The following is a 26,355-nucleotide window of genomic DNA, read 5'->3' on the forward strand; positions in this document are numbered from 1 at the left end:
AGCGACGGATTTCCTTGCATTCAAAACGGAATCGAGTAGTATTCTTTCTATGCGTCGGCACGTAGCGCAGCCTGGTAGCGCACCGTCATGGGGTGTCGGGGGTCGGAGGTTCAAATCCTCTCGTGCCGACCAAAAACATATTGAAAACCAGCCTCTTATGGCTGGTTTTTTATTTCGCCTCGTCCGGCGTTTTGCGCAGGTATACAAGCGTTACCAGACAAATCACCGCCCCGGCATAAAACGTATATTCCGCCCCAAACGTTTCCCAGATGGCTCCTGCCCCCAGGCTGGCGACTAACAATCCCACGCCGCTGACCAGACTAAAAATGCCGTAGGCGGTACCGCGCAGATCCGCAGGCGCCGTTTTTGCGATCATTGCCGCCAGCAGCCCCTGCGTCATCCCCATATGCACTCCCCAAAGCGCAACGCCCAGAAGCATTCCAGCCCAGTGGGTGCTCAGCGCCAGCACAATATCTGCTCCAATCAGCATCACCAGACCCCACTGCAGTAGCCGGGTGTGGCTCATCCGGTCCGATAACTTGCCAAACGGATAGGCAGAGAGGAAATAGAGCAGATTCATGGTCACCATCACCAGCGGGATCAGCGCCAGCGGCACCCCCGACTGCTGTGCGCGCAGGACAAGAAAGGCTTCACTGAAGCGTGAGAGCGTGAAGATGGCCCCCAGACCAATAACCCACCAGCAGCCTTTCCCGAGACGCCTGAGGTTCTCTTTTTTGATGGGGTTCGTGCGTTTATGTTCGACGGGCGTTTTCGGTTCATGCAGGCCGAAGAAAAGCAGCGCCACGGCGAGCACGCCGGGGATCACCGCGATCCAGAAAATCGTGCGGAAATCATCGTTCCACAGCAGCATCAATCCTACGGCCAGCAGCGGCCCGAGAAATGCGCCGATGGTGTCCATGGACTGACGCAGCCCAAAGGCCGCGCCGCGAAGTTCCGGCGGCGTAACGTCAGCAACCAGCGCATCGCGCGGCGCTCCCCGGATCCCCTTCCCGACCCGGTCGATTAAGCGTGCCCCCAGAATCATGCCGGAAGAAGAGGCGATAGCGAACAACGGTTTACTCAACGCGCCAAGACCGTAGCCCAGAACCGCCAGCCCTTTACGCTTGCCCAGATAGTCACTGATGGCGCCGGAAAACACCTTGATAAACAGCGCAGTGGCCTCAGCCAGGCCTTCAATCAAACCAATGAAAATGACGCTGGCGCCCAGCGTCGTGACCATAAACAATGGCAGCAGGCTGTGAATGATCTCCGAAGAGATATCCATCAACATACTTACTCCACCGACCACCCAGACACCTTTTGGGATCTGGCGGAGCGTGGCAAACCGGGATTGCATTAAGCCTCTCCTGCTTTCTGTAAACAAAGGTGCTCTCAACAGAATATCCTGGAAAGGCGAATAAAAATTATCAGGCATAAAAAAAGCCACCCCGCAGGATGGCTCAGTTATCGCAAATCGGTGCTTAGTGCTTCTCACGTCCGCCCAGGAAAAAAATACCCAGCGGAATAGCCAGCAGAACGGTGAATACCAGACTGTAGACAAAGATCATCGCCGACTGCAGGACGTACATGCTGGTTGTCCAGGCAGAGAGAGGAATGTTGTACTGTTCGATGACGCCAACAATCGTGGCACGCCCCACGCACGCGGCAGCAATCATAAACACGACCAGCAGCGCCAGGAGGAACTTGCGGCCTTCAGGCGTTTTCAGTTTTGCACGAACCATCTCTCTTCCCTTTTACAGATGAATAACATTATAGAGGGTCTAAAATAACACAAACGCCTGCCGGACTCCACGCCAGTACAAATCTCCACTTAAGTGGCAAATATATGGTTTATTACGCTATTAATATTGAAAATGTAAGTAAATAACACCAATCATTCACAGTCGCTATGTTAACCTGTGCAAGATCGTTTTGACATAAAGGAATGACAATGAAAAACGCACCTAAATTTGCCATCGCACTCATCGCCGCCGCGTGCGTCAGCACCAGCGCTTTCGCCAGCGAAACACCTAAAGCGCAGCCGCTGGAAAAAGTCGCCCCGTATCCGAAAGCGGATAAAGGGATGACGCGTCAGGTGATTCAGCTTCCGGTTCAGCAGGATGAAGCGAACTACAAAGTGGAGCTGTTAATTGGCAAGACGCTGGAAGTGGACTGCAACCAGCATCGTCTGGGTGGTCAGCTGGAAAGCAAAACGCTGGAAGGCTGGGGTTACGACTACTACGTCTTTGATAAAGTGACCTCGCCGGTCTCCACCATGATGGCCTGCCCGGATGGCAAGAAAGAGAAGAAATTTGTGACCGCCTATCTGGGCGACAACAGCCTGCTGCGCTACAACAGCAAGTTGCCGATCGTGGTTTATACGCCTGAAAATGTGGAAGTGAAGTATCGCGTGTGGAAGGCTGAAGAGAAGATTGAGCAGGCTGTCGTACGTTGAAATTAAGTCGGGTGGCGGCTTCGCCTTACCCGACCTACAAAACAACACCGAACATAGGCCGGGTAGGCGTCAGCGCCACCCGGCTTTTTTACCTTACAGCGCGATATCCGCAACCGGTTTGTTTTCCGGCTGAGGCTTCAGCTCCGCTTTTGGCGCAGCATCCGCAGCCTGCGGTTTGATGTACTGCAGCTGCAGTACGCGGCTGGTGTATTCCAGCTCCTGCTCCGTCGCGCTCACGTTACCGTTCAGCTTCGTGCCGTAGGATGGAATAATGGTCTTCAGCTTCGCCTGCCATTCCGGACTGGCGACTTTATCTTTAAACACTTTTTCCATCAGGTGCAGCATGATTGGCGCAGCGGTAGACGCACCCGGTGACGCACCCAGCAGCGCGGCGATGGTGCCGTCCTTATCGCTCACCACTTCGGTGCCCAGACGCAGCACGCCACCCTCTTTCGGATCGCGCTTGATGATCTGCACGCGCTGACCCGCCTGCCACAGACGCCAGTCTTCTTTCTTCGCCTCAGGATAGTACTCTTTCAGCGCTTCGAAACGGTCGTCGTCAGAGAGCATCACCTGGCTAATCAGGTATTTCACCAGATCGAAGTTATCCAGCCCCACGTCCATCATCGGCTTGACGTTAGAGGTGGTGGTTGCGCTCAGCAGATCCCACAGGGAGCCGTTTTTCAGGAATTTAGTGGAGAAGGTCGCGAACGGGCCAAACAGCACCACGCGTTTGCCGTCAAGCATACGGGTATCGATGTGCGGAACAGACATTGGCGGCGCGCCCACGGAAGCCTGACCGTACACTTTTGCCAGATGACGATTCACCACTTCCGGGTTATCGGACACCAGGAACTGACCGCCCACCGGGAAGCCCGCGTAGTCATCCGCTTCCGGAATACCGGACTCCTGCAGCAGTTTCAGCGCGGCACCGCCCGCACCGATAAAGACAAACTTCGCCTTGATGACGTGCTCGGCTTCGTTGTTTTTCAGATCGGCAACGGTCACGCTCCAGCTGTTATCCGCGTTGCGCTTGAAACCGCGCACTTCGGTGCTGAGCTGCAGGTTGAAGTTCTCTTTTTTCTTCAAAGACGTCACCAGCTGACGGGTAATTTCACCGTAGTTGACGTCGGTACCAATTTCGGTACGGGTCGCCGCCACTTTCTGGTTCGGGTCACGACCTTCCATGACCAGCGGAGCCCACTCTTTAATCTGCGCGTGGTCTTCAGAGTATTTCATCCCGCGGAACAGCGTGCTCTGCTGCAGTGCGGCGTAGCGCGCGCGCAGGAAGTTGACGTTCTGCTCGCCCCACACAAAGCTCATGTGCGGTACGGTGTTGATGAAAGAGTGCGGGTCGTGCAATACGCCGCTGTTAACCTGGTGAGACCAGAACTGGCGAGATACCTGGAACGCCTCGTTGATCTCTACCGCCTTCTCGATACTAATGGAACCGTCCTTTTTCTGCGGCGTATAGTTCAGTTCCATGAGTGCCGAATGGCCGGTACCGGCGTTGTTCCAGCCGTTCGAACTCTCCTGCGCCACGCCATCAAGGCGCTCGACCATGGTCATTGACCAGTCCGGCTGCAGTTCTTGCAGATAGGTTCCCAGCGTGGCGCTCATGATACCGCCACCGATTAAAAGGACGTCCGTTTCCTGCTCTTTTGGTGCGTCAGCTTTCGCCGCCATAGAGACGGTGTTAAGCCCCACGGCCAGAGAAAAGAGCATGGCAGTCATTTTTTTCATAATTTATGCCTTAGTGTAAAAGTGCTTGATGCGTGGAAATTGCAGGTGAAACAAGCTGCGGGGGCACGGTAACAACTTTTAAATATTGTTTAAAGGTTACGAAATTATTGTAATTGTGAAATTTAATGATGGATTGTTTGTGAGGAATTATCGAAGCGTCTGGTAAAGCGCGGTTTAACTGGCTAGTATGTTGCGTTTTGTGATCGCGCGCACGGAAGCCTGCCCTAACCAGCGAAACGTTATGTCCCTACCCCATTCTGCTGTCTCTCCCGAAAACCGTGTCGCCAGCGTGCTGCGTTCCCCTAAACAGCTGACGCGTGAAACGCTGGCTGGCGTGATTACCGCCCTGGCGCTGATCCCCGAGGTCATCTCATTTTCGGTGGTGGCGGGCGTTGACCCGAAGGTCAGCCTGATCGCTTCCGTGGTGCTGTGTCTTGCCCTGTCTGTACTGGGCGGTCGCCCGGCGATGGTCACGGCCGCGGCCGGTTCCGTGGCGCTGGTTATTGGACCCATGGTGCATCAGCACGGCGTACAGTACATTCTTCCCGCCGTGCTCATGGCTGGCGTAATTCAGATTCTGTTTGGCGTGCTGGGCATGGCAAGGCTGATGCGCTTTATTCCCCAGTCGGTCATGACCGGGTTTGTTAACGCCCTCGGGATATTGATTTTCTTTGCGCAGGTTCCCCATTTCTGGAGCCGAAGCCCGCTGATTGTGGGCCTATTCGTGCTGACGGTACTGATCGTGCTGTGGGTGCCGCGCTATTTCAAAAGCATCCCTTCCCCACTGATTGCGATTGTGCTGTTAACCTTGTTTACCGTTTCAACCGGGCAAAGCCTGCCGACCGTAGGCGATGAAGGCGCCATGAGCGGCGGCTTGCCGGGTCTTAGCGAACTTCTGGTCCCACTCAATCTACAGACGCTGAGCATAATCTGGCCGTGCGCGTTGAGCATCGCGTTTGTCGGCCTGCTGGAATCCCTGCTGACCGCAAAGCTGGTGGATGAGCTGACCGCGACGCCGTCAAGTAAACGCCGCGAAAGCATTGGATTAGGCGTCGGCAATATCCTGGCCGGATTTTACGGTGGGATTGCGGGCTGCGCGATGATCGGACAAACCATCGTTAACGTGGAGATGGGGAAAGGCCGAAGCCGCATTTCAACCTTCGCTGCGGGCATCGTGCTGCTGATCCTGGTGACGGTGCTTAGCGACGTGATGGCCAACATCCCGATGGCGGTGCTGGCGGGCATTATGGCCATCGTCGCCGTTAAAACCTTCAGCTGGCACAGCCTTCAGCCGGCCGCGCTGAAAACGGCCCCGATTGCAGAAACGGTCGTCATGCTGGTCACCGTTGCCGCCACGGTATCAACCGGCAATCTGGCGATTGGCGTGCTGGGCGGGATTATCGTCATGGTGCTGCTTCCCGCCCGCATTAAGCGTCGGCTTAAAGCAGAAAAATCGTCGCCAGCCCAAGAAAAATAAAGAAACCGCCGGTATCGGTGATGGCGGTGATCATCACGCTCGACCCCACCGCGGGGTCGCGCCCCAGTTTGGTCATGGTCAACGGGATAATAACGCCCATCATCGATGCCACGAGCAGATTCAGCACCATCGCCAGCATCATCACGCCGCCTAGCGCCATATCGTCATACAGCCACCAGGTGATGCCGCCCATAATGCCGCCCCACACCAGGCCGTTGATCAGCGCCACGCCCATCTCTCTGAAGATCAGAAAGGCGAAGTTGCCGGGCTGAATATTTTCCAGCGCCAGCGCGCGGACGATCATGGTAATGGTCTGGTTTCCGGTATTGCCGCCAATCCCGGCCACAATCGGCATCAGCGAGGCCAGCGCCACCAGCTGCGAAATGGTGTGTTCAAAGCCGTCAATCACGCGGGAGGCGATGAACGCGGTACACAGGTTAATGGCCAGCCACGCCCAGCGCGTTTTCACCGCCTTGCCGACGGAGGCATGGACGTCATCTTCCGCGCTGATCCCCCCCAGCGCACGCAGATCGTTATCGGTTTCTTCATAAACCACGTCAACGATCTCGTCGATGGTCAGACGCCCCATCAGTTTGCCGACGGAGTCCACGACGGCGGCACTCACGAGGTCGTCACGTTCGAAGGTACGCGCCGCTTTCTCCGCATCGTCCTCCGGGGAGAAGACCATCGGCTCGTTTTCCATCACCTCGCTCACCTTCCGCTGGGTGCTGTTGAGCAGGATGGTTTTCAGCTCCAGCTCGCCGAGGAGGGTTTTATCCCGGGAGGTGACAAACAGCTTATCGGTGTTATCCGGCATTTTGCCCAGGCGACGCAGATAGCGCTGCACGGTGCCGAGCGTCACGTCCGGGCGCACCGTGATAACGCCGAACTCCATAATCGCGCCGACGCTGTTTTTCTCGTAATGCATCACCTGGCGCACGCGCGCGCGTTCATCGGCAGGCAGGGACGCCAGCAGGCGGCCGGTCAGGTTTCGCGGCAGGTGTTGAACCAGGTAAATCTGTTCGTCGATATCCAGGGTTTGCAGAGCGTCGAGAATATCCCGGTCGCTCATCTCGTCGATCAGGTCGTCCCAGACGTTTTCCGAGGCCTCAAGCAGCACCTGTCCGCGCTCGTGATCCTGCACCAGCCTCCACAGGGCATGACGCTCTTCCGAGGGAAGCGCTTCCAGAGTATCCGCCAGATCCGGCGGGGGTAAGTGAGCAACCAGCGCACCTACCTCAGCAATATCGTCGGCTAACGTGCCGACATCATATTGCTCAGCCAGGGTCAGTTTGCCTAATAGCGTAGACGTGACCGCTTTATCGGTCGTGAGAATCCAGATCAGTCGCGCACGTTCCTGGTCACGCTGTCTGGCGCTGTTTTTCTTTAATACCGACATCAATCATAAATCCATGAAATAAGTTGGTATTAAGCATAGCGCGAGGATATGTAAATAAGAATAAACAACGGGCCGGGATGGAGAAAAAAGCGGCATATCGTGCAAATCATTGTGCCCGGCGGCGCTACGCTGCACGGGCCTACAAAATCCCAGGCCGGGTAAGGCGAAGCCGCCACCCGGCACACGGGCATCAGGCCGTGCGCGCCACCGCGTCACGCGAGGCCGCATCGCGCGCTTCACCGGTCAGCTCGCTCAGCCTGCCGTCGCGCATCTCCAGCAAGCGGTCAGCGTGAATAAAGTAATGATCGTCGTGGCTGATGGCGAAAATGGTTTTGCCCATCTCCTGCATCAGCGGCAGCAGCACCTGATAAAACTCGCGGCGGAAGTGCGGGTCCTGATCCGCCGCCCACTCGTCGAGCAGAATGATGTCACGCTCTTCCGCCAGCGCCAGCAGCAGCGCCACGCGTTTTTTCTGCCCTTTGGAGAGTTTGAGGTTAAGGATCTTGCCGTCCTGAAGTTCCAGCTTGTGCGACATCTGCAGGTGCGCCAGCCATTTTTCCACCAGCGCAGGATTGGCCTGCTGCCCTTCCGGCCCCAGCAGCCGATCAAACAGCCAGACGTCGGTGAACACCGCCGAGAAAAGCTTGCGGTAGTCCTCGGGCTTCTCCGCGCTCAGCGCTCTGCCATCCAGTAAAATCTCGCCCGACTGAGGCTGATAAAGGCCAGTGAGCAGCATCGCCAGCGTCGATTTACCGCTGCCGTTGCCGCCAATCAGGAACAGCAGCTCGCCGCGGCGGATCGTCAGATTGAGCGGCCCCACGGAGAAGGCGCTGTCCTGATAACGGAACGTGACGTTACGCAGCTCGAGCGTCTGCCAGTTCGGGAAGGCCTGCGGGCGCGGGAATTCGGGCTTAAACGGCGCGAGATCGAATTTTTTGAGTTTATTAAAGGCCACCTGCGCACTCAGCAAGGTGGGCAATGCGCCCACCGCCGAGAGCAGCGGCGTGCGCAAAAACAGCAGCGTCAGTGAGTAGGTTGCCGCGACGTTGGTATCCGCCCAGCCCAGGCTGTTCGCCATCCAGAACACCAGGCCAATGGCGCCCAGCATCATAATGTTTGACCAGTTCACCGCGCTCAGGTGGAAGGTATCGGCGCGAATGATATGGTGCCGGTATTCGCGCGCGTCCGGAATATAGAGATGGTTAAAGATATACTCGGCGCGCTCGCGGTTCAGGGTGAGCTCTTTGCGCCCTTCCAGTACCGTCTGGTAATCGTTATAGAGCTTATCTTCAGTTTCGCGCAGGACCGCCATGTGTTTATAGACGCGGGACACCAGCACAAAACCGCCCCAGATGGTGATGGCAATCCACAGCGCAGTCACCGCCAGCATTTTGCTGGAGAGCCAGGCGAGATAGGCCGCCGAGCCGAAGGTCAGAATGATCCCCTGCACCAGCTCCGGCAGACGAACGAATGCGATAGTAATGGCGCGAACGTCGCTGGTCAGCCCCGCCAGCAGGGAGGCGCTGCCGAGCTGCTCGACGCGCTCGACCTGAGTGTCCAGGATCCGCTTGATAAACTCGCTGCGCAAGCGAAAAACGAAATGGTGGCCGAGCGCAGTCAGTGCCAGCTGGGAGCCGAGCGTAACCGCCATCAACAAAAGCAGCAGGCCGAGAAACTCCGGCAATACGGAGAGCGAGGTGTCGACCATTTCAATCAACCGCACGTTAATAAACGCGATCAGGCCAATACCCAGCGCGGCGCTGGCCAGGCTTAACGCCATGACGGCGACGAAGGGCCAGCGGTACTGACGCCAGACGAGGAGAAGTAGTTGCATGCAGGCAATCCGGACAATAAAAATCAGCCAGCAGTGTAAACTGCCCTGCGCGGACATCAAGAATAATTCTTATTTTAGTTTACTGTACCCCGCCTGACGGAAGGTCAGATTAAAGCGGTACTCGCCCGTGAGGGGGTGAACGCCGGGTTTCAGCGGCTGAATGCCGTGATAGTAAAGCCGCGATTCCCTGCCCCACACCACCACATCGCCATGTTCCAGCATGATGCGTTTGAGCGGATCGTTGCGGCGTAATCCCCCAAACTGAAAGACGGCGGGCAGGCCTAACGATACCGAAACGATAGGCGCGCGCAGATCGGGCTCATCCTTGTCCTGATGCAGCGAGAGCTTCGCCCCGACGGCGTAGCGGTTGATCAGACAGGCGTCAGGACGGAAGTCAGGATAATCCGCCGCCACGGCAGCCTCGTGACAAAGTCCCTGGAAAACCGCAGGCATGGGAGGCCACGGCCGACCTGTCGTGGGATCGTTCGGAGCATACACATACCCACGTTCGTTTGTCGCCCAGCCCAGTTCGCCGCAGTTGGTCATGGCCACCGACATGGTGTAGCCGCCCGGCGTCACCATATGGCGAAACGGTGAAGCCGCTGTGACCTCTTCAATACCGGCAAGCAACGCCCCCGCACGGGAGAGAGCAAAGCGGCGCAGGATAACCGCCCCCGGCGCAAGCGGCTCCTGCCAGGGTTCAGCATCCGCAAAAAGATCGAGCATTATCCCTCCCGGCGTTTCGCCTCACGTTTTAACAATAGCGCTTTTCGCGCCGCCCCCCAGCGATAGCCCGACAGTGCGCCGTCGTTGCGAACCACGCGATGACAGGGGATCACAATCGCCAGCGTGTTGGCCGCACAGGCTCCGGCGACGGCGCGTACCGCACTGGGCTGACCAATCGCCTGCGCCACCTGCTGGTAACTTGCCGTTTCACCGCAGGGAATTGCGCGAAGGGCCTGCCAGACGCGCTGCTGGAACGCGGTACCGCGAATATCCAGCGGCAGCGCAAGCGGTACGTCGCGGTTATCAATACTGGCAATGACCTGGTGGATCCGCTGTACGAAGGCGTCGTCCCGCGGCGCGTGCGTTGCTTTTGGAAATTGCGTGGCAAGCTCTGCGGTTAATTCAGCATCGGTGTCACCCAGCAGAATCGCGCAGATCCCCCGCTCGCTTTCGGCGACCAGACAGCGTCCTAACGAACAGTCATCGATAGCATACCGAACGGCCACCTCTCCTTTACGGTACTGCTTCGCCGTCATGCCCAACGCATCGTTGGCTTTACGATAATAGCTGCTGCTGTCGGGAAATCCCGCTGCCAGCACGGCATCGGTAATTTTGTCTCCCTGCGCAAGCGCGGTGCGCAGACGCTGACCCCGCGCCGCCTGCTGCCAGGCTTTTGGCGTCATGCCGGTCACGGATTTAAACAGGCGGTGGAAATGGAAAGGACTCATGGCAACCTGCTCCGCCAACCTCTCCAGAGTTAGCGCAGGATCCTGCTCCAGAAGCCGACAGGCGTGTTCCACTTTTGCCAGCTTTTGCGCCTGCGGATCGCGCTTGTCCGGCATGCAGCGCTTGCACGGACGAAAACCTGCCTGAGTGGCGTGCCGGGCATCAGGATAAAAACGGACATTTTTACGCAGCGCGTGGCGGGCACGGCATGACGGGCGGCAGAAAATACCCGTCGTCTGCACGGCGAAAACAAACTGATCGTCAGCGAGCGGATCGCGGGCCAGCACGGCCTGCCAGCGATCCTCATCGGTAGTGAAGGTTGGGTTTTTCATGATCGGCTCCTCGTATAAGCATACATAGAGCGTGCCTGAGCGCCACCGATAAAAAACCCGCAACCTTGCTTTTTAATTTTTGTCGCTGACCAGGAAACTGTTGAACTGCGGCGAGCTCCAGGTTTTAAACCCGTCGCCCTCTTTGGTGATCATATAAACCGCCAGCCCTTCCTGACGAACCACCTCTTTGGCTTTCTCCGGGCCAAGAACCATTAATCCGGTATCCCAGGCATCCGCTTCCAGCGCGGTGGGGGCAATGACCGTCACCGAGACCAGGTTATGCGTGATGGGGCGGCCGGTCTGCGGATCAATCACGTGCGAAATACGCTTCCCGTCAAGCTCGTAATAGTTGCGATAGCTTCCGGAGGTGCTGATGCCATGTCCGTTGATATCCACTATCGCCTGCACGGCATTTTGCCGATCCGTCGGTTTTTGAATCGCCACGCGCCACGGTTTATCGCTGGCGTTCATGCCCCGACTGACCAACGCGCCGCCCACGGAGACCAGATAACGGGAAATCCCCTCCTGCGCCATCAGTGCAGCAAGATGATCCGCCGCATAGCCTTCCCCGACCGTCGACAGATCGACAAACAGATCGGGAATATCTTTCTGCAGGTACTGCTGCCCGTACTGGTTGATGACGGTCAGATGCTGTAGCCCGGTCCGGGCGCGGGCGTCATCAATGGCCGCCTGTTCGGGCGTCTTCACCGGCTGTTTATTCGGGCCAAAACCCCAGAGGTTCACCAGAGGACCGACGGTCACATCCATCGCCCCGTTGGTTTTATAACCTACGCGCATTGCCTCGGTCACGATATCGGCCATCGCCTCGCTCACCGGCCACAGAGAGGTGCTGGTTGAGAGGTTAAAGCGCATCAGCGCCGAGTCATTTTTATAGGTCGACAGCAGCTGATCGTCGGCGTCCAGCTGTGCCTGGATTTTGCCGCGAAGCTCATCCGTGCGCGTTTTATCGAGGTTCATCACGCTGACGCGCCAGAAGGTGCCCATCGTTTTGCCTTCGAGCACCGTCGCGGCAGGTGCGTCGGTTTTCGCCACGGGCGCGGGATCGTTACACGCGGTCAGGAAAAAAAGCATAGCCAGAAAGCTGGCGCGTAAAAAAGTCATGTCCATTCATTATTATCCTCATGCCAGGGCGGCAAGAGTACACCAAAACGGGTGAGTTGTGAGAATCAGAAAGGCACAAAAAAGGGGCCATCAGGCCCCTTACGTCACACGATGGCACGATTAGAACTGGTAAACCAGACCCAGCGCGACGATATCGTCAGTACCGATACCCGCCTGACGGGTGAATTCATTTTCATCAACCAGGTTGATTTTGTAATCCACGTAAGTGGACATGTTTTTGTTGAAGTAGTAAGTCGCACCCACATCAACATATTTCAGCAGATCCTGATCGCCGAAGTTTTCGATGTCTTTGCCTTTAGACTGCAGGTAAGCCACGGATGGACGCAGGCCGAAGTCGAACTGGTACTGAGCAACCACTTCGAAGTTCTGCGCTTTGTTAGCAAAGCCGTAAGCGGTAGTTGGGTTGCTGCCGTTAGAGGTACCAAAACGGGTTGCGTTGTAGGTCTGAGAGTACTGTGCTGCCAGATAGATGTTGTTGGCATCGTACTTCAGGCCACCAGAATAGACTTCTGCGTGATCCCCTTTACCGTATACGCCCAGTGCGTTCTGATCGGCGGTACGTTTGGAGGAGGACATCGCACCACCCACGCTGAAACCTTCGCCCAGGTTATAGGTCACGGATGCACCGTAGCCATCGCCGTTCTGGTTCAGCAGGCTGCGACCGTCGGTGTTTTCACCGCTTACGCTGCCGTTTTTGCCCTGATACTGCAGAGCAAAGTTCAGGCCATCAACCAGACCAAAGAAGTCCTGGTTACGGTAGGTTGCCACGCCGTTAGCACGAGACTGGAGGAAGTTGTCGGCACCGTAGGTGTCACCGCCGAATTCTGGCAGAACGTCGGTCCAGGAGGTCACGTCGTAAATCACGCCGTAGTTACGACCGTAATCGAATGAACCTGCTTCCGCGAACTTCAGACCTGCAAACGCCACACGAGTCCAGGACTGGTTGTCGCCTTCGTCCTTGTTGCCCTGAATCTGGTATTCCCACTGGCCATAACCGGTCAGCTGATCGTTAACCTGAGTTTCACCTTTGAAGCCAAGACGCATGTAGGTCTTGTCGCCGTCGTTACCCTTGTCGTCAGAGAAATAATGCAGACCATCGACTTTGCCGTACAGATCTAATTTGTTGCCATCTTTGTTATAAATTTCGGCCGCATTTGCTGCGCCTGCCACCAGGAGTGCTGGTACCAGGAGGGACAGTACTTTAACTTTCATTTTATTAACCCTCTGTTATATGCCTTATAATTGCCACTGCTTACTGGTTAACCCTCATTAACCAGTCGGCAATTTCATTCTCCGCAAAAATACAGAATAATCCAATGCGAATATGATACGAAAACTTTGAAGATGTTTCATTTGTCCATCAAGATGTTTCAAAATGTAAATATCAAGGAACTTTTACAAAGCACAAATAGCTTATAAATTTAGCACTTATAATCAAAATAAAAATCATACATATAACAATCAAATACTTATAATAAAAATCGTTACAGCACTGAATGACAAAACAAGATCGCGGCTAATCTCTAAAATATCTCTCGCTATCATCATTAACTTTATTTATTACCGTCATTCAGTTTTGAATGTCTGTTTATCCCTAATTGAGCCGGATGCTTCGCATTCGGTTTTTTTTTACCTTTCTTTACGCAACGCCTCATTTTTTGTGCTACCGCACCGAAATTGTAACGACTATTAACTAAATTCTCCCCGGCGATCGTTCGCTAACACACAATTGATGTAAAACTTAATTTCTTGTTAATTCGTGCTATTTGCTGGCCAGGCGCACTTTTTATTTGTACGCGCAGGACGAGTTTGTACATGTTTACCGCGCCACCCGCCGCCGGTATTGTCCGTTGAAAAAGTCGCCTGTTCCCGGACGGTGGCGCTGGAAATTCAGTTATTACCCTTTATACTGCCCTATCGCCACAGAGCATGACCATGACGGGTTAAAGATATCAATGAGTCAGACTGAAACCACCGCCCCGAGCAAATTCTCCCTCCTCCCCGGGAGCATCACCCGTTTCTTTCTTCTTTTGATCGTTGTGCTGTTAGTGACCATGGGGGTGATGGTACAAAGCGCGGTTAACGCCTGGCTGAAGGATAAGAGCTATCAGGTCGTCGATATCACCCACGCCGTGCATAAGCGCATCGATACCTGGCGCTACGCCACCTGGCAGATTTACGACAATATTGCGGCCGCCCCGGCCTCCTCATCCGGAGATGGACTTCAGGAGACGCGGCTTAAGCAGGATGTCTATTACCTCGAAAAACCGCAGCGTAAGACTGAGGCGCTCATTTTTGGCTCTCACGACAGCGCAACGCTCGAGATGACACAGCGTATTTCGACCTATCTGGATACCCTCTGGGGGGCCGAAACGGTGCCGTGGTCGATGTACTATCTGAACGGTCAGGACAACAGCATGATCCTGATCTCAACCCTGCCGTTAAAAGATCTCTCTTCCGGGTTTAAAGAGACCACGGTGGGCAGCATCGTCGACTCCCGCCGGGCAGAGATGCTGCAGCAGGCGAATGCCCTTGATGAACGTGAGAGCTTCTCTTCCCTGCGTCGTCTGGCCTGGCAAAACGGTCATTATTTTACCCTGCGCACCACCTTCAACCAGCCGGGACATCTGGCGACGGTAGTGGCCTTCGATTTACCGATTAACGATTTAATCCCGCCGGACATGCCGCTCGACAGCTTCCGTCTGGAGCCCGACAACAGCACCCAGAACATGCGTGCGGCTTCTGACAAAGAGGCCGCAGAGAGCGTCTCGATCTCCTTTAACGGCTCAAAAATCGAAATTGCCTCGTCCCTGAACTCGACCGGTATGCGTCTGGTGTGGCAGGTGCCGTTTGGCACGCTGCTGCTCGATACCCTGCAAAATATCCTGCTGCCTCTGCTGCTGAATATCGGTCTGCTGGCGCTGGCGCTGTTTGGCTACAGCACCTTCCGTTTCCAGCCGGGGCGTCAGAGCGACGCCTCTGCGGTCCCGGCAGGCACCAGCAATGAACTGCGCGTGTTACGTGCGCTAAATGAAGAGATTATTTCCGTGCTGCCGCTTGGGGTCTTAGTTCACGATCAGGAAGCGAATCGTACGGTAATGAGCAATAAAATTGCCGACCATCTGCTGCCGCATCTTAACCTGCAGAACATCACCACCATGGCGGATCAGCACCAGGGGGTGATCCAGGCCACCATCAACAATGAGCTGTACGAGATCCGTCAGTTCCGCAGCCAGGTCGCCTCCCGCACGCAAATTTTCATCATTCGCGATCAGGATCGCGAGGTGCTGGTGAATAAAAAGCTCAAGCAGGCGCAAAGACTGTATGAGAAAAACCAGCAGGGGCGCGCCGCATTTATGCAGAATATTGGCGATGCCTTCAAGCAGCCGTTAAAAACGCTGGCGACCCAGGCGGCGGCGTTAAATACGTCAGAAAGCCACCAGCTTGCCTGTCAGGCCGACTCGCTGGTCAGAATGGTTGACGAGATCCAGCTGGCGAACATGCTGGAGAATGATTTCTGGAAAGGAACACCAACCCTCTTCTCTATTCAGGATCTGATCGATGAAGTGGTTCCGGAAGTCCTGCCCGTGATTAAGCGTAAAGGGTTGCAGCTGCTGATCAATAACAATCTTCCAGCAAATGACGAGCGCCACGGCGATCGTGAAGCGCTGCGCCGCATACTGTTGATGATCATTCAGTACGCGGTGACGACCACGCAGATCGGCAAGATCACCCTCGAAGTCAGTACGGAGGAGTCGGCAGAAGACCGCCTGACGTTCCGCATCCTCGACACCGGGGAAGGCGTCACCACGAGTGAAATTGATAATCTCCACTTCCCGTTCCTGAACGACACGCAAAGCGATCGCTACGGCAAGGCCAATGCCCTCACCTTCTGGCTGTGCGATCAGCTGGCACGCAAGCTCGGCGGCCATCTGAATATCAAAGCCCGTGAATCCCTCGGCACCCGCTATTCTCTGCACGTGAAAATGGCGGCCAATCCGCAGGAAGAAGATGAAGAGCGTCTGCTGGATGATGTCGTGGTGATGGTCGATGTGACCTCGAACGAGATCCGCAATATTGTCGTTCGTCAGTTAGAAAACTGGGGGGCGGCCTGCATCACGCCGGATGAAAGACTTGCAAGTCAAGAATTTGATCTGTTTTTAACTGATAATCCGTCTAATCTTACTGCCTCCGGCTTGCTTTTAAGCGATGATGAGTCAGGCGTGCGGAAAATCGGCCCTGGCCAGCTGCGCGTCAACTTTAATATAAGCAATGCGATGCAGGAAGCTGTACTACAACTAATAGAAGAGCAGCTGGCGCAGGAAGAGATAGCGGAATCCCCGCTTGGCGGTAATGAAAATGCCGAGCTTCACGCCAGCGGATACTATTCACTCTTTGTTGATACAGTACCAGATGATGTTAAGCGGTTGTATACTGAGTCCGCTGCGAATGATTTTGCAGCGCTGGCACAGACAGCACACCGGCTTAAAGGGGTGTTTGCCATGCTTAATCTGGTTCCCGGCAAGCAGTTATGTGAAACGCTGGAACATCTAATTCGTGAGAAAGATGCCTCTGGCATTGAAAAATACATCAGCGACATTGACGCCTACGTCAAAAGCTTGCTGTAGCAAGGTAGCCTTATACATGAACAATATGAACGTAATTATTGCCGATGACCATCCGATTGTACTGTTCGGTATTCGCAAATCACTTGAACAGATCGAGTGGGTGAATGTAGTCGGTGAATTTGAAGACTCTACAGCACTGATCAATAACCTCCCAAAGCTTGATGCACACGTGCTCATTACCGATCTCTCCATGCCCGGAGACAAATACGGTGATGGGATCACGCTCATCAAATATATTAAACGTCACTTCCCGGATATCTCGATCATTGTTCTGACCATGAACAACAACCCGGCGATCCTGAGCGCGGTACTGGATCTGGATATCGAAGGGATTGTGCTGAAACAGGGCGCACCGACCGATCTGCCTAAAGCGCTTGCGGCGCTGCAGAAAGGCAAGAAGTTCACGCCTGAAAGCGTTTCTCGTCTGCTGGAAAAAATCAGCGCGGGTGGCTACGGTGACAAACGTCTGTCGCCGAAAGAGAGTGAAGTTCTGCGCCTGTTCGCAGAAGGTTTCCTGGTGACCGAGATTGCCAAGAAGCTGAACCGCAGTATTAAAACCATCAGCAGCCAGAAGAAATCAGCGATGATGAAGCTGGGTGTGGACAACGATATTGCTCTGCTGAACTATCTCTCCTCCGTCACGCTGAGTGCAACTGACAAAGATTGATCTCCGCTGTCTATGCCGGGTGGCGCTCACGCTTACCCGGCCTACAGACCCCGCAGAAAAGGCCCTTCCGGGCCTTTTTTATATTCTCGTTTTTCTCACGCGCTCTGCGTAAATCGACAATGTCTGCTTCAGCACGTCCAGCGTCACCGGTTTCGACAGACAGCTGTCCATGCCTGACTCCAGACAGCGCTGCTTCTCTTCCGCCAGCGCGTTCGCCGTTACGCCCACCACCGGCAGCGTCAGGCCAAGCTGCCGGATGCGCTGCGTCAGACGGTAGCCGTCCATGTTAGGCATGTTGACGTCGCTCAGCACGATATCAATATGATTCTTACTCAGTACGTTCAGCGCATCCACGCCGTCATTGGCGGTTTTGCACTGGTAGCCCAGCGATCCAAGCTGGTCAGCCAGCAGGCGGCGGTTAATCGGATGGTCATCCACCACCAGAATCATCATATCGTCATTCACCGACGCCAGAGACTCCGGTGACGGCAATCCGCCCGCGCCGTCGCGCTCTTCCAGCTCCACTTTGTAGATGCGTGCCAGCAGGCTCAACAGCTCGTGCGGCGTCGCAACACTGTGTACCCATTCCCCAGGCGCGCGCTCGACGGGAATGCCGATGTGGCGACGGCAGAAGAGCACCGACCCTCTCCCCTGCCACGGCTGCTCCTGCATCTCGTCGGCGATCAGCACATCGTCAACGTCCGGTGTTTGACCTTCATAGCGGCACACCCTCACGCCGCAGTGGGTCAGCAGCGCCGTCAGATAGTCATTCAGCGAGGCGTTATGCACCGCCAGCCAGCAGCGCTTATCGCTCAGGCCATCTACCGTGGCTTTTGCCGGATATTGCGCAGAATAGAGCGGAATGCGGATGGTGAACTGGCTGCCCATGCCGGGCTCGGTATCTACGGAGATATCGCCGTCCATCATGCTGACGAGCTTCTCACAAATCGCCAGCCCCAGTCCGGTGCCCTGGAAGTTACGCTGCACGCCGGTACCGACCTGGAAGAACGGATCGAACAGGCGAACCACCTCCTTCGCCGGAATGCCGACCCCCGTGTCGCGCACGCGAATGCTCAGGTAATCCCCTGCCCGGCAGACGTGCAGCACAATACAGCCGGTATCGGTAAATTTGATGGCGTTGCTGAGCAGGTTAGAGATGACCTGCTGCAGGCGCATCGGATCGCCGTGCAGCGTCAGCGGCACGTCCGGTTCGATAAAGCAGTAGAGCCCCAGCTGTTTACGCACCACCAGCGGCAGATAGTTGGCGCTGATGTGGTTCATCACCTCGCGCGGTGAAAACTCGCGCGGCTCGATTTTCAACTGCTCGGACTCAATTTTAGAGAAGTCGAGAATATCGCTGATGATTTTCAGCAGCAGGCTGGAGGAGTTGTTCATCGCCGTCACCAGCCGGTCGACGCCTTTCGGCAGCTCTTTAGTCTGCAGCAGGTCGAGGTTACCGATAATCCCATACAGCGGCGTACGCAGCTCGTGGCTGACGGTCGCAAGGAACATGGATTTTGACTGGCTGGCCTGCTCCGCCGCCTGCGCCATCTCCTGCAACGACTCTTCCATCTTCACGCGCGCGGAGACATCCACCAGCACGCAAATCGCCACGTTTTCATTGCGATAGCGGGAATGGACAAAGCTAATCTGCAGGTTGGTGTGCGTACTGGTGAGCACGTCAACGAAGTTAACCTGCTGACCGCAGATAATCTGCGTCAGCCTCTGCCGGTCTTCGTGCGTCAGCATGTTCAGGTAGTTATGCGCCAGTTCGTTACTCAGGATGTTGGTCCCGTCCTGGGTACGCAGGATACAGATCCCCACCGGCGCCGAGGCAACAATCTTGCGGTTAAACTGCTCGTGTTCCTCCAGGCGCTGGGCGTCGCTTTCGGCGGGAATAAAGATTTTCCGCTCATACATGCGCGCCAGCGTAAACAGCGCGCCCCCCGCCAGCAGGTTGAGCAGAATCGCATTCATGATAAGAATGCGTATCCGCTCAAGTACCATATCCACCGGCAGCGAATAGACGATACTCAGCGACGAAGGCGGCAGGCTCTTCTTCAGCACCAGCTCGCGGAAGCCCGAGGTATAGCCAAACCACGACCGCTCCTGCATCCAGTGCGGTTCGACGTTCAGCCGGTTATCGGGCCCGGCAAGCGAGATCAGCTGATGGCCGTTTTCATCCAGAATGGTCACCCCCATGGGCAGGCTGCCAGGGGTGAAGAAGTTTTCCATGCGGATGGTCTGCTCAATCCCCATCAGCGCCTGCAGGCGATTACCGAGATAAACCGGCGTCAGGGCATAGAAATAGCCCACACCGGGGCGCGGGCCCTGGCTCACCCAGAAGATGTTATTCCCGCGCTCGTCCTGTGGTGCATTGCGGTATTTCACAATACGTTCATGCAGGCTTTTCAACGCATTGTCACGCTCAACGGGCACGTCGCGTAGGCCAAAGTCAGCCATGCAGAGATTTTCGCTGCCAATCAGGAAGACGCGGTTCAGGTCATAGGCGGCGGAGAAGTTGTCGCGCCAGTAGCGCATAAACCAGGCTAGCGATTCCAGCGACCCGCGCCAGGTATTGCTCATGGTGGAGCAATCGGAATCCGGGAACAGCGGCTGGAAGTCCGGAACTTCGGTTTTGTCGTTACGCCCGCGGAGCGCAAGAATACCGTTTTCCGCCGTCAGACGATTCTCGGCAATATACTTCAGCTCCTTCATGACGTCAGACGTTCGCTGAATGTAGCGCTGGGCCTGGTCGGAGCTTAAGTTAAACTCCTGGCGGATCTCCGCTTCTTTCTGATGCAGCGCATTAACGATGTAAAACACCGAGAACAAGGCCACCAGCAGCCAAAGCAGGAGCGCCAGCGCTCTAAACAGATAGCGAGAGACTTTCAGCGTAGTACGAAAGGAGACGAGGTATTTCAAGGGGGCGAGGCTCCGCCGTCGGGGTCAAAAGAATGTGGTTAAGGTAGCGGTAAACGCGCCAGGTCGCAACGTTGACTTATCTGCTTCTGCAAAAGAAAAGGGCCGGAATCCGGCCCTTTTTTGCATCAGGAGACATTACTCGTCAGCGTCATCCGCTACGTCATCGTCGGTGTCGGCTTCTGGCGCGATGTCCTCATCGCCTTCCGCGACGCTACCGTCGATGGAGTCGAGCTCTTCGTCATCCACCGGCTCGGCAACGCGCTGCAGACCCACCACGTTTTCATCTTCCGCTGTACGGATGAGGATCACGCCCTGAGTGTTACGGCCCACCACGCTGATCTCAGACACGCGGGTACGCACCAGCGTACCGGCATCGGTGATCATCATGATCTGGTCGGCATCGTCTACCTGCACCGCGCCGACAACGGAACCGTTGCGCTCGGTCACCTTGATGGAGATAACGCCCTGCGTGCCGCGAGACTTGGTTGGGTATTCCCCTTCCGCCGTACGTTTACCGTAACCATTCTGCGTGACGGTCAGGATAGCCCCTTCACCGCGCGGAATAATCAGAGAAACAACGCTGTCTTCGCCAGCCAGTTTGATACCACGAACGCCCGTCGCGGTACGGCCCATTGCACGGACGGCGTCTTCTTTGAAGCGCACCACTTTACCGGCCGCAGAGAAGAGCATGACTTCATCAGAGCCCGAGGTCAGATCCACGCCAATCAGCTCGTCGCCTTCGTTCAGGTTCACGGCGATAATACCGGCAGAACGCGGGCGGCTGAATTCGGTCAGCGCGGTTTTCTTCACGGTACCGCTGGCGGTCGCCATAAAGACGTTCACGCCCTCTTCGTACTCGCGTACCGGCAGAATGGCGGTGATGCGTTCGTTCGCTTCCAGCGGCAGCAGGTTAACGATTGGACGACCACGTGCGCCACGGCTTGCTTCCGGCAGCTGATAGACTTTCATCCAGTACAGACGACCGCGGCTGGAGAAGCAGAGGATCGTGTCATGGGTGTTCGCCACCAGCAGGCGGTCAATAAAGTCTTCTTCTTTAATACGTGCTGCAGATTTACCTTTACCGCCACGACGCTGTGCTTCGTAGTCCGTTAACGGCTGATACTTCACGTAGCCCTGGTGAGACAGGGTCACCACAACGTCTTCCTGGTTGATCAGGTCTTCGATGTTGATGTCCGCGCTGTTGGCGGTGATTTCGGTGCGGCGCTCGTCGCCGAACTGATCGCGGACCAGCTCCAGCTCTTCGCGAATCACTTCCATCAGGCGCTCTGCGCTGCCCAGGATATGCAGCAGCTCAGCAATCTGTTCCAGCAGCTCTTTGTATTCGTCGAGCAGTTTTTCATGCTCAAGGCCGGTCAGTTTCTGCAGACGCAGATCCAGAATCGCCTGGGCCTGCTGTTCAGTCAGGTAGTATTGACCGTCACGCACGCCGAACTCAGGTTCCAGCCATTCAGGACGCGCCGCGTCATCGCCCGCACGTTCCAGCATCGCGGCGACGTTGCCCAGATCCCAGGGACGGGAAACCAGCGCGGTTTTCGCTTCCGCCGGGGTTGGCGCACGACGGATCAGCTCGATGATCGGGTCGATGTTGGCCAGCGCAACCGCCAGCGCTTCAAGGATGTGCGCACGGTCGCGCGCTTTGCGCAGTTCGAAGATGGTACGACGGGTCACCACTTCACGGCGGTGACGGACGAACGCGCTCAGGATCTCTTTCAGGTTCATGATCTTCGGCTGACCATGGTGCAGCGCAACCATGTTGATACCGAAGGAGACCTGAAGCTGCGTCTGGGAGTACAGGTTATTCAGGACAACCTCACCCACCGCGTCGCGTTTGATCTCAATCACGATGCGCATACCGTCTTTATCAGACTCGTCACGCAGCGCGCTGATGCCTTCAACGCGTTTTTCTTTTACCAGCTCGGCGATTTTTTCAATCAGACGCGCTTTGTTCACCTGATACGGGATCTCGTGAACAATAATGGTTTCACGGCCGGTTTTGGCGTCCGCTTCTACTTCAGCGCGGGCACGGATGTAAATCTTGCCGCGGCCGGTACGGTACGCTTCTTCAATGCCGCGACGACCGTTGATGATCGCCGCCGTCGGGAAGTCCGGGCCCGGGATGTGTGCCATCAGCCCTTCAATGCTGATATCTTCATCGTCGATATAAGCCAGACAGCCGTTGATCACCTCGGTGATATTGTGCGGCGGAATGTTGGTTGCCATACCGACCGCGATACCGGACGAACCGTTCACTAACAGGTTCGGGATCTTGGTGGGCATCACATCTGGGATGCGCTCGGTGCCGTCGTAGTTATCGACGAAATCAACGGTCTCTTTTTCCAGGTCGGCCATCAGCTCATGAGCGATTTTCGACATACGGATTTCCGTATAACGCATCGCCGCAGCGGAGTCGCCGTCGACTGAACCAAAGTTACCCTGACCATCTACCAGCATGTAGCGCAAGGAGAATGGCTGCGCCATACGAACGATGGTGTCATAAACGGCGGTATCACCATGCGGGTGATATTTACCGATGACGTCACCGACGACGCGGGCAGATTTTTTATAGGCTTTATTCCAGTCATTGCCCAATACGTTCATGGCGTATAGTACGCGACGGTGTACCGGCTTAAGGCCATCGCGGACGTCCGGCAGCGCACGGCCAACAATGACCGACATCGCATAGTCCAGATAGGAGCTCTTCAGCTCTTCCTCGATGTTAACCGGTGTAATTTCTCTCGCAAGGTCGCTCATCTAACCGCTATCCCTCTACTGTATCCCGGATTCAAAGGTCGCAAATTATAACACAGCCGAGATGATTGAGGTAAACCTATACGCTTTATTCACAGGGATTGCCTGATATACTCATTCGTCTTGCTAAATAAGGAGTAAAAGCGCCCATGAATGCCGAAAAATCCCCGGTGGCTCACAACGTTGACCACGAAGAGATTGCCAAATTTGAAGCGGTGGCGTCCCGCTGGTGGGATCTCGAAGGCGAGTTCAAACCGCTGCACCGTATTAACCCGCTGCGTCTGGGCTATATCGCGGAGCGCTCCGGCGGTCTGTTCGGTAAAAAAGTGCTCGATGTCGGCTGCGGCGGCGGTATCCTGGCGGAAAGCATGGCGCGCGAAGGGGCGAACGTCACGGGCCTGGATATGGGCTTTGAACCGCTGCAGGTTGCTCGTCTTCATGCGCTGGAGTCTGGCATACAGGTGGACTACGTGCAGGAAACCGTGGAAGAACACGCGGCAAAACATGCCCATCAGTACGATGTGGTGACCTGCATGGAGATGCTGGAGCACGTTCCCGATCCGCAGTCCGTGGTGCACGCCTGTGCAAAACTGGTGAAACCGGGTGGACAGGTCTTCTTCTCGACCATCAACCGCAACGGTAAAGCCTGGCTGATGGCCGTCGTTGGCGCGGAGTATGTGCTGCGCATGGTGCCGAAAGGCACGCATGACGTGAAGAAATTCATCAAGCCTGCCGAACTGTTAGGCTGGGTCGACCAGACGTGGCTCAAGGAGCAGCACATCACCGGTCTGCACTACAATCCGCTGACCAATAAATTCAAACTCGCACCGGGCGTTGATGTTAACTATATGTTGCATACAACCGCCAAAAACGACTAACGTCATTCGTTATTCTTATAAAGATTGCGCGACATCATGTTGCGCAATTCTGACCGCCCGTTGAAGAAATCAGCACTCGATCAAATTTTGAATTTTTTTTCTTAATTATTGACATGTCTTCCAGGCCTTACAGCACGAGGACTTAGCCTTTTTTACCCTTTCACAACCTCAATTTAACGTCAAAATCAACCCTTGTACTGAAAAGAATCCTTACTAGAATACTCACCATATAGCGTTTTTCTTATCGCAAACCCCCTATATGTAGTATTTATCCACAGAGTTAGTCACAAGACGGTTCTGTGGATAAGCGGGGGATATTTTTTTATTTCACGGACAGGTAAACCCCACATGAATCAGAGTCTGCTGGTGACAAAGCGCGACGGTACTACCGAGCGTATCAATCTGGACAAAATCCATCGAGTTCTCGACTGGGCAGCAGAAGGACTGAACAACGTATCTATCTCCCAGGTTGAACTGCGTTCACACATCCAGTTCTACGACGGCATCAAAACGTCTGATATCCACGAAACGATCATTAAAGCGGCGGCGGACCTCATCTCCCGCGAAGCACCGGATTATCAGTACCTCGCTGCACGTCTGGCGATTTTCCACCTGCGTAAAAAAGCCTACGGCCAGTTTGAGCCGCCGAAGCTTTACGATCACGTGGTGAAAATGGTTGAGCTGGGCAAATACGACACGCATCTGCTGGAAGACTATACGGAAGAAGAGTTCGAGCAGATGAACGGGTTTATCGATCACTGGCGCGACATGAACTTCTCCTACGCGGCGGTGAAGCAGCTCGAAGGCAAATACCTGGTTCAGAACCGTGTAACCGGTGAGATCTACGAAAGCGCCCAGTTCCTCTATATTCTGGTGGCCGCCTGCCTGTTCTCTAACTATCCGCGTGACACCCGTCTGGATTACGTGAAGCGTTTCTACGATGCGGTATCGACGTTCAAGATTTCACTGCCGACGCCAATCATGTCTGGCGTGCGCACCCCAACCCGTCAGTTCAGCTCCTGCGTACTGATCGAGTGTGGTGACAGCCTGGATTCCATCAACGCCACCTCCAGCGCCATCGTGAAATACGTTTCCCAGCGTGCCGGTATCGGCATTAACGCCGGTCGCATCCGTGCGCTGGGCAGCCCGATTCGCGGCGGTGAAGCGTTCCACACCGGCTGTATCCCGTTCTATAAGCACTTCCAGACGGCAGTAAAATCCTGCTCTCAGGGCGGCGTGCGCGGCGGTGCTGCGACCCTGTTCTACCCTATGTGGCACCTGGAAGTGGAAAGCCTGCTGGTCCTGAAAAACAACCGTGGTGTTGAAGGCAACCGCGTGCGTCACATGGACTACGGCGTGCAGATCAACAAGCTGATGTACACCCGCCTGCTGAAGGGCGAAGAGATCACCCTGTTCAGCCCGTCCGACGTCCCGGGCCTGTACGACGCGTTCTTCGCCGATCAGGACGAATTCGAGCGTTTGTACACCAAATACGAAAAAGACGACAGCATCCGCAAGCAGCGCGTGAAGGCGGTGGACCTGTTCTCCCTGATGATGCAGGAACGTGCCTCTACCGGCCGTATCTACATCCAGAACGTTGACCATTGCAACACCCACAGCCCGTTTGATCCGGTGGTTGCACCAGTGCGCCAGTCTAACCTGTGCCTGGAGATCGCCCTGCCGACCAAACCGCTGGAAGACGTGAACGACGAAAACGGTGAAATTGCGCTGTGTACGCTGTCCGCGTTCAACCTGGGTGCCATCAAGAGCCTGGACGAGCTGGAAGAGCTGGCCGTGCTGGCGGTTCGTGCGCTCGACGCCCTGCTGGACTACCAGGATTACCCAATCCCGGCCGCGAAACGCGGTGCGATGGGACGTCGTACCCTGGGTATCGGCGTGATCAACTTCGCCTACTGGCTGGCGAAAAACGGCAAGCGTTACTCCGACGGCAGCGCCAACAACCTGACGCACCAGACGTTCGAAGCGATTCAGTACTACCTGATGAAAGCGTCCAACGAGCTGGCGAAAGAGCAAGGCGCGTGCCCGTGGTTCAACGAAACCACCTACGCGAAAGGCATTCTGCCGATCGACACTTACAAGAAAGACCTGGATGCGATCGTCAGCGAGCCGCTGCACCTCGACTGGGAAGGCCTGCGCGAGTCCATCAAGACTCACGGCCTGCGTAACTCCACGCTCTCTGCCCTGATGCCGTCCGAGACCTCTTCGCAGATCTCTAACGCCACCAACGGTATTGAGCCGCCGCGCGGCCACGTCAGCATCAAAGCCTCGAAAGACGGCGTGCTGCGTCAGGTGGTACCGGATTACGAGACGCTGGGTGACAACTACGAGCTGCTGTGGGAAATGCCAAACAACGACGGCTACCTGCAGCTGGTGGGTATCATGCAGAAGTTTATCGACCAGTCGATCTCTGCCAATACCAACTATGACCCGACGCGCTTCCCGTCCGGCAAGGTTCCGATGCAGCAATTGCTGAAAGACCTGCTCACCGCCTACAAGTTTGGCGTGAAAACGCTGTACTATCACAACACCCGTGACGGTGCGGAAGACGCGCAGGATGACCTGGTTCCGTCAATTCAGGACGATGGCTGCGAAAGCGGCGCATGTAAGATCTAATGTAAATGCCGGGTGGCGC

17 protein-coding genes and 1 tRNA gene are annotated in these 26,355 nt (G+C 55.6%); 7 read left to right on the plus strand and 11 right to left on the minus strand.

The genetic code is table 11. The annotated features are described in order from the left end of the window. Positions 1-55 precede the first annotated feature (55 nt). A tRNA-Pro gene (locus tag FHC52_RS18315) sits at positions 56-132 on the plus strand. A gap of 37 nt (positions 133-169) precedes the next feature. Here FHC52_RS18315 and FHC52_RS18320 read toward each other — a convergent pair. Both FHC52_RS18320 and FHC52_RS18325 read right to left on the minus strand, forming a co-directional pair. After that, the gene (locus FHC52_RS18320) at positions 170-1,357 is read right to left on the minus strand and encodes an MFS transporter (RefSeq protein ID WP_046091527.1); all 1,188 of its coding nucleotides are present in this window, start codon (positions 1,355-1,357) and stop codon (positions 170-172) included. Between the two features lie 124 nt (positions 1,358-1,481). Beyond that, positions 1,482-1,742 (minus strand): DUF2534 family protein, encoded by a 261-nt coding sequence (locus FHC52_RS18325; protein ID WP_008500962.1) that lies wholly within the window; start codon positions 1,740-1,742, stop codon positions 1,482-1,484. Between the two features lie 209 nt (positions 1,743-1,951). Here FHC52_RS18325 and eco point away from each other — a divergent pair, with 209 nt between their 5' ends. Further along, positions 1,952-2,455, plus strand: a complete 504-nt coding sequence (eco, locus tag FHC52_RS18330; protein ID WP_032652775.1) for a serine protease inhibitor ecotin — start codon at positions 1,952-1,954, stop codon at positions 2,453-2,455. Positions 2,456-2,548: 93 nt separating this feature from the next. Here the strand turns inward: eco and mqo are convergent, their stop codons facing one another. After that, a complete protein-coding gene (gene mqo, locus FHC52_RS18335; RefSeq protein ID WP_023325740.1) occupies positions 2,549-4,198 on the minus strand; it encodes a malate dehydrogenase (quinone) in 1,650 nt (549 codons plus the stop codon). A 187-nt stretch (positions 4,199-4,385) separates the two neighbouring features. On the opposite strand from mqo, the gene FHC52_RS18340 reads away from it, so the two are divergent. Further along, entirely contained in the window at positions 4,386-5,675 is a 1,290-nt protein-coding gene (locus tag FHC52_RS18340; RefSeq protein WP_172513854.1) for a SulP family inorganic anion transporter, read from the plus strand. Here the strand turns inward: FHC52_RS18340 and mgtE are convergent. The 6 genes from mgtE to FHC52_RS18370 all read right to left on the minus strand — a co-directional run bounded on the left by mgtE (position 5,638) and on the right by FHC52_RS18370 (position 13,047). Beyond that, positions 5,638-7,074: a magnesium transporter gene (gene mgtE, locus FHC52_RS18345; RefSeq protein WP_023344566.1), complete on the minus strand. Its 1,437-nt coding sequence runs from the start codon at positions 7,072-7,074 to the stop codon at positions 5,638-5,640. The two genes, FHC52_RS18340 and mgtE, sit on opposite strands and share 38 nt — an antisense overlap. 190 nt (positions 7,075-7,264) lie before the next feature. Continuing rightward, positions 7,265-8,908 carry a multidrug ABC transporter permease/ATP-binding protein gene (locus FHC52_RS18350; protein ID WP_032638019.1) on the minus strand — a complete coding sequence of 548 codons (1,644 nt, stop codon included), beginning with the start codon at positions 8,906-8,908 and terminating at the stop codon, positions 7,265-7,267. Between the two features lie 69 nt (positions 8,909-8,977). Beyond that, positions 8,978-9,634, minus strand: coding sequence for a DNA oxidative demethylase AlkB (gene alkB / locus FHC52_RS18355; RefSeq protein ID WP_023344568.1), 657 nt, complete (start codon positions 9,632-9,634; stop codon positions 8,978-8,980). Next, positions 9,634-10,692: a bifunctional DNA-binding transcriptional regulator/O6-methylguanine-DNA methyltransferase Ada gene (gene ada, locus FHC52_RS18360; protein ID WP_023344569.1), complete on the minus strand. Its 1,059-nt coding sequence runs from the start codon at positions 10,690-10,692 to the stop codon at positions 9,634-9,636. The genes alkB and ada overlap by 1 nt, the downstream gene beginning before the upstream one ends. Before the next feature lie 72 nt (positions 10,693-10,764). Further along, positions 10,765-11,820 carry an FAD:protein FMN transferase ApbE gene (gene apbE, locus FHC52_RS18365; protein ID WP_008500243.1) on the minus strand — a complete coding sequence of 352 codons (1,056 nt, stop codon included), beginning with the start codon at positions 11,818-11,820 and terminating at the stop codon, positions 10,765-10,767. Positions 11,821-11,934: 114 nt separating this feature from the next. Continuing rightward, positions 11,935-13,047, minus strand: a complete 1,113-nt coding sequence (locus tag FHC52_RS18370) for a porin OmpC (protein ID WP_008500242.1) — start codon at positions 13,045-13,047, stop codon at positions 11,935-11,937. A 743-nt stretch (positions 13,048-13,790) separates the two neighbouring features. Between FHC52_RS18370 and rcsD the strand changes: the two genes are divergently transcribed. Together rcsD and rcsB are read left to right on the plus strand one after the other, a co-directional pair. Continuing rightward, positions 13,791-16,463, plus strand: coding sequence for a phosphotransferase RcsD (gene rcsD, locus FHC52_RS18375; RefSeq protein ID WP_021241536.1), 2,673 nt, complete (start codon positions 13,791-13,793; stop codon positions 16,461-16,463). 16 nt (positions 16,464-16,479) lie between these two features. Next, positions 16,480-17,130 carry a response regulator transcription factor RcsB gene (gene rcsB / locus FHC52_RS18380; RefSeq protein WP_003859405.1) on the plus strand — a complete coding sequence of 217 codons (651 nt, stop codon included), beginning with the start codon at positions 16,480-16,482 and terminating at the stop codon, positions 17,128-17,130. A gap of 78 nt (positions 17,131-17,208) precedes the next feature. On the opposite strand, the gene rcsC is transcribed toward rcsB, so the two are convergent. Both rcsC and gyrA read right to left on the minus strand, forming a co-directional pair. Next, positions 17,209-20,055 (minus strand): two-component system sensor histidine kinase RcsC, encoded by a 2,847-nt coding sequence (gene rcsC / locus FHC52_RS18385; protein WP_008500240.1) that lies wholly within the window; start codon positions 20,053-20,055, stop codon positions 17,209-17,211. Positions 20,056-20,190: 135 nt separating this feature from the next. Then, the gene (gene gyrA / locus FHC52_RS18390; protein ID WP_008500239.1) at positions 20,191-22,827 is read right to left on the minus strand and encodes a DNA topoisomerase (ATP-hydrolyzing) subunit A; all 2,637 of its coding nucleotides are present in this window, start codon (positions 22,825-22,827) and stop codon (positions 20,191-20,193) included. A gap of 146 nt (positions 22,828-22,973) precedes the next feature. Between gyrA and ubiG the strand changes: the two genes are divergently transcribed. Then, entirely contained in the window at positions 22,974-23,702 is a 729-nt protein-coding gene (gene ubiG, locus FHC52_RS18395; RefSeq protein WP_025913163.1) for a bifunctional 2-polyprenyl-6-hydroxyphenol methylase/3-demethylubiquinol 3-O-methyltransferase UbiG, read from the plus strand. Between the two features lie 348 nt (positions 23,703-24,050). Next, complete coding sequence (nrdA, locus tag FHC52_RS18400; protein ID WP_008500237.1) at positions 24,051-26,336, plus strand: class 1a ribonucleoside-diphosphate reductase subunit alpha; 2,286 nt, start codon at positions 24,051-24,053, stop codon at positions 26,334-26,336. Positions 26,337-26,355: the final 19 nt, after the last annotated feature.

The sequence above is a fragment of the Enterobacter sp. EC_64 genome (assembly GCF_019584165.1).
Classification (GTDB): domain Bacteria; phylum Pseudomonadota; class Gammaproteobacteria; order Enterobacterales; family Enterobacteriaceae; genus Enterobacter; species Enterobacter roggenkampii.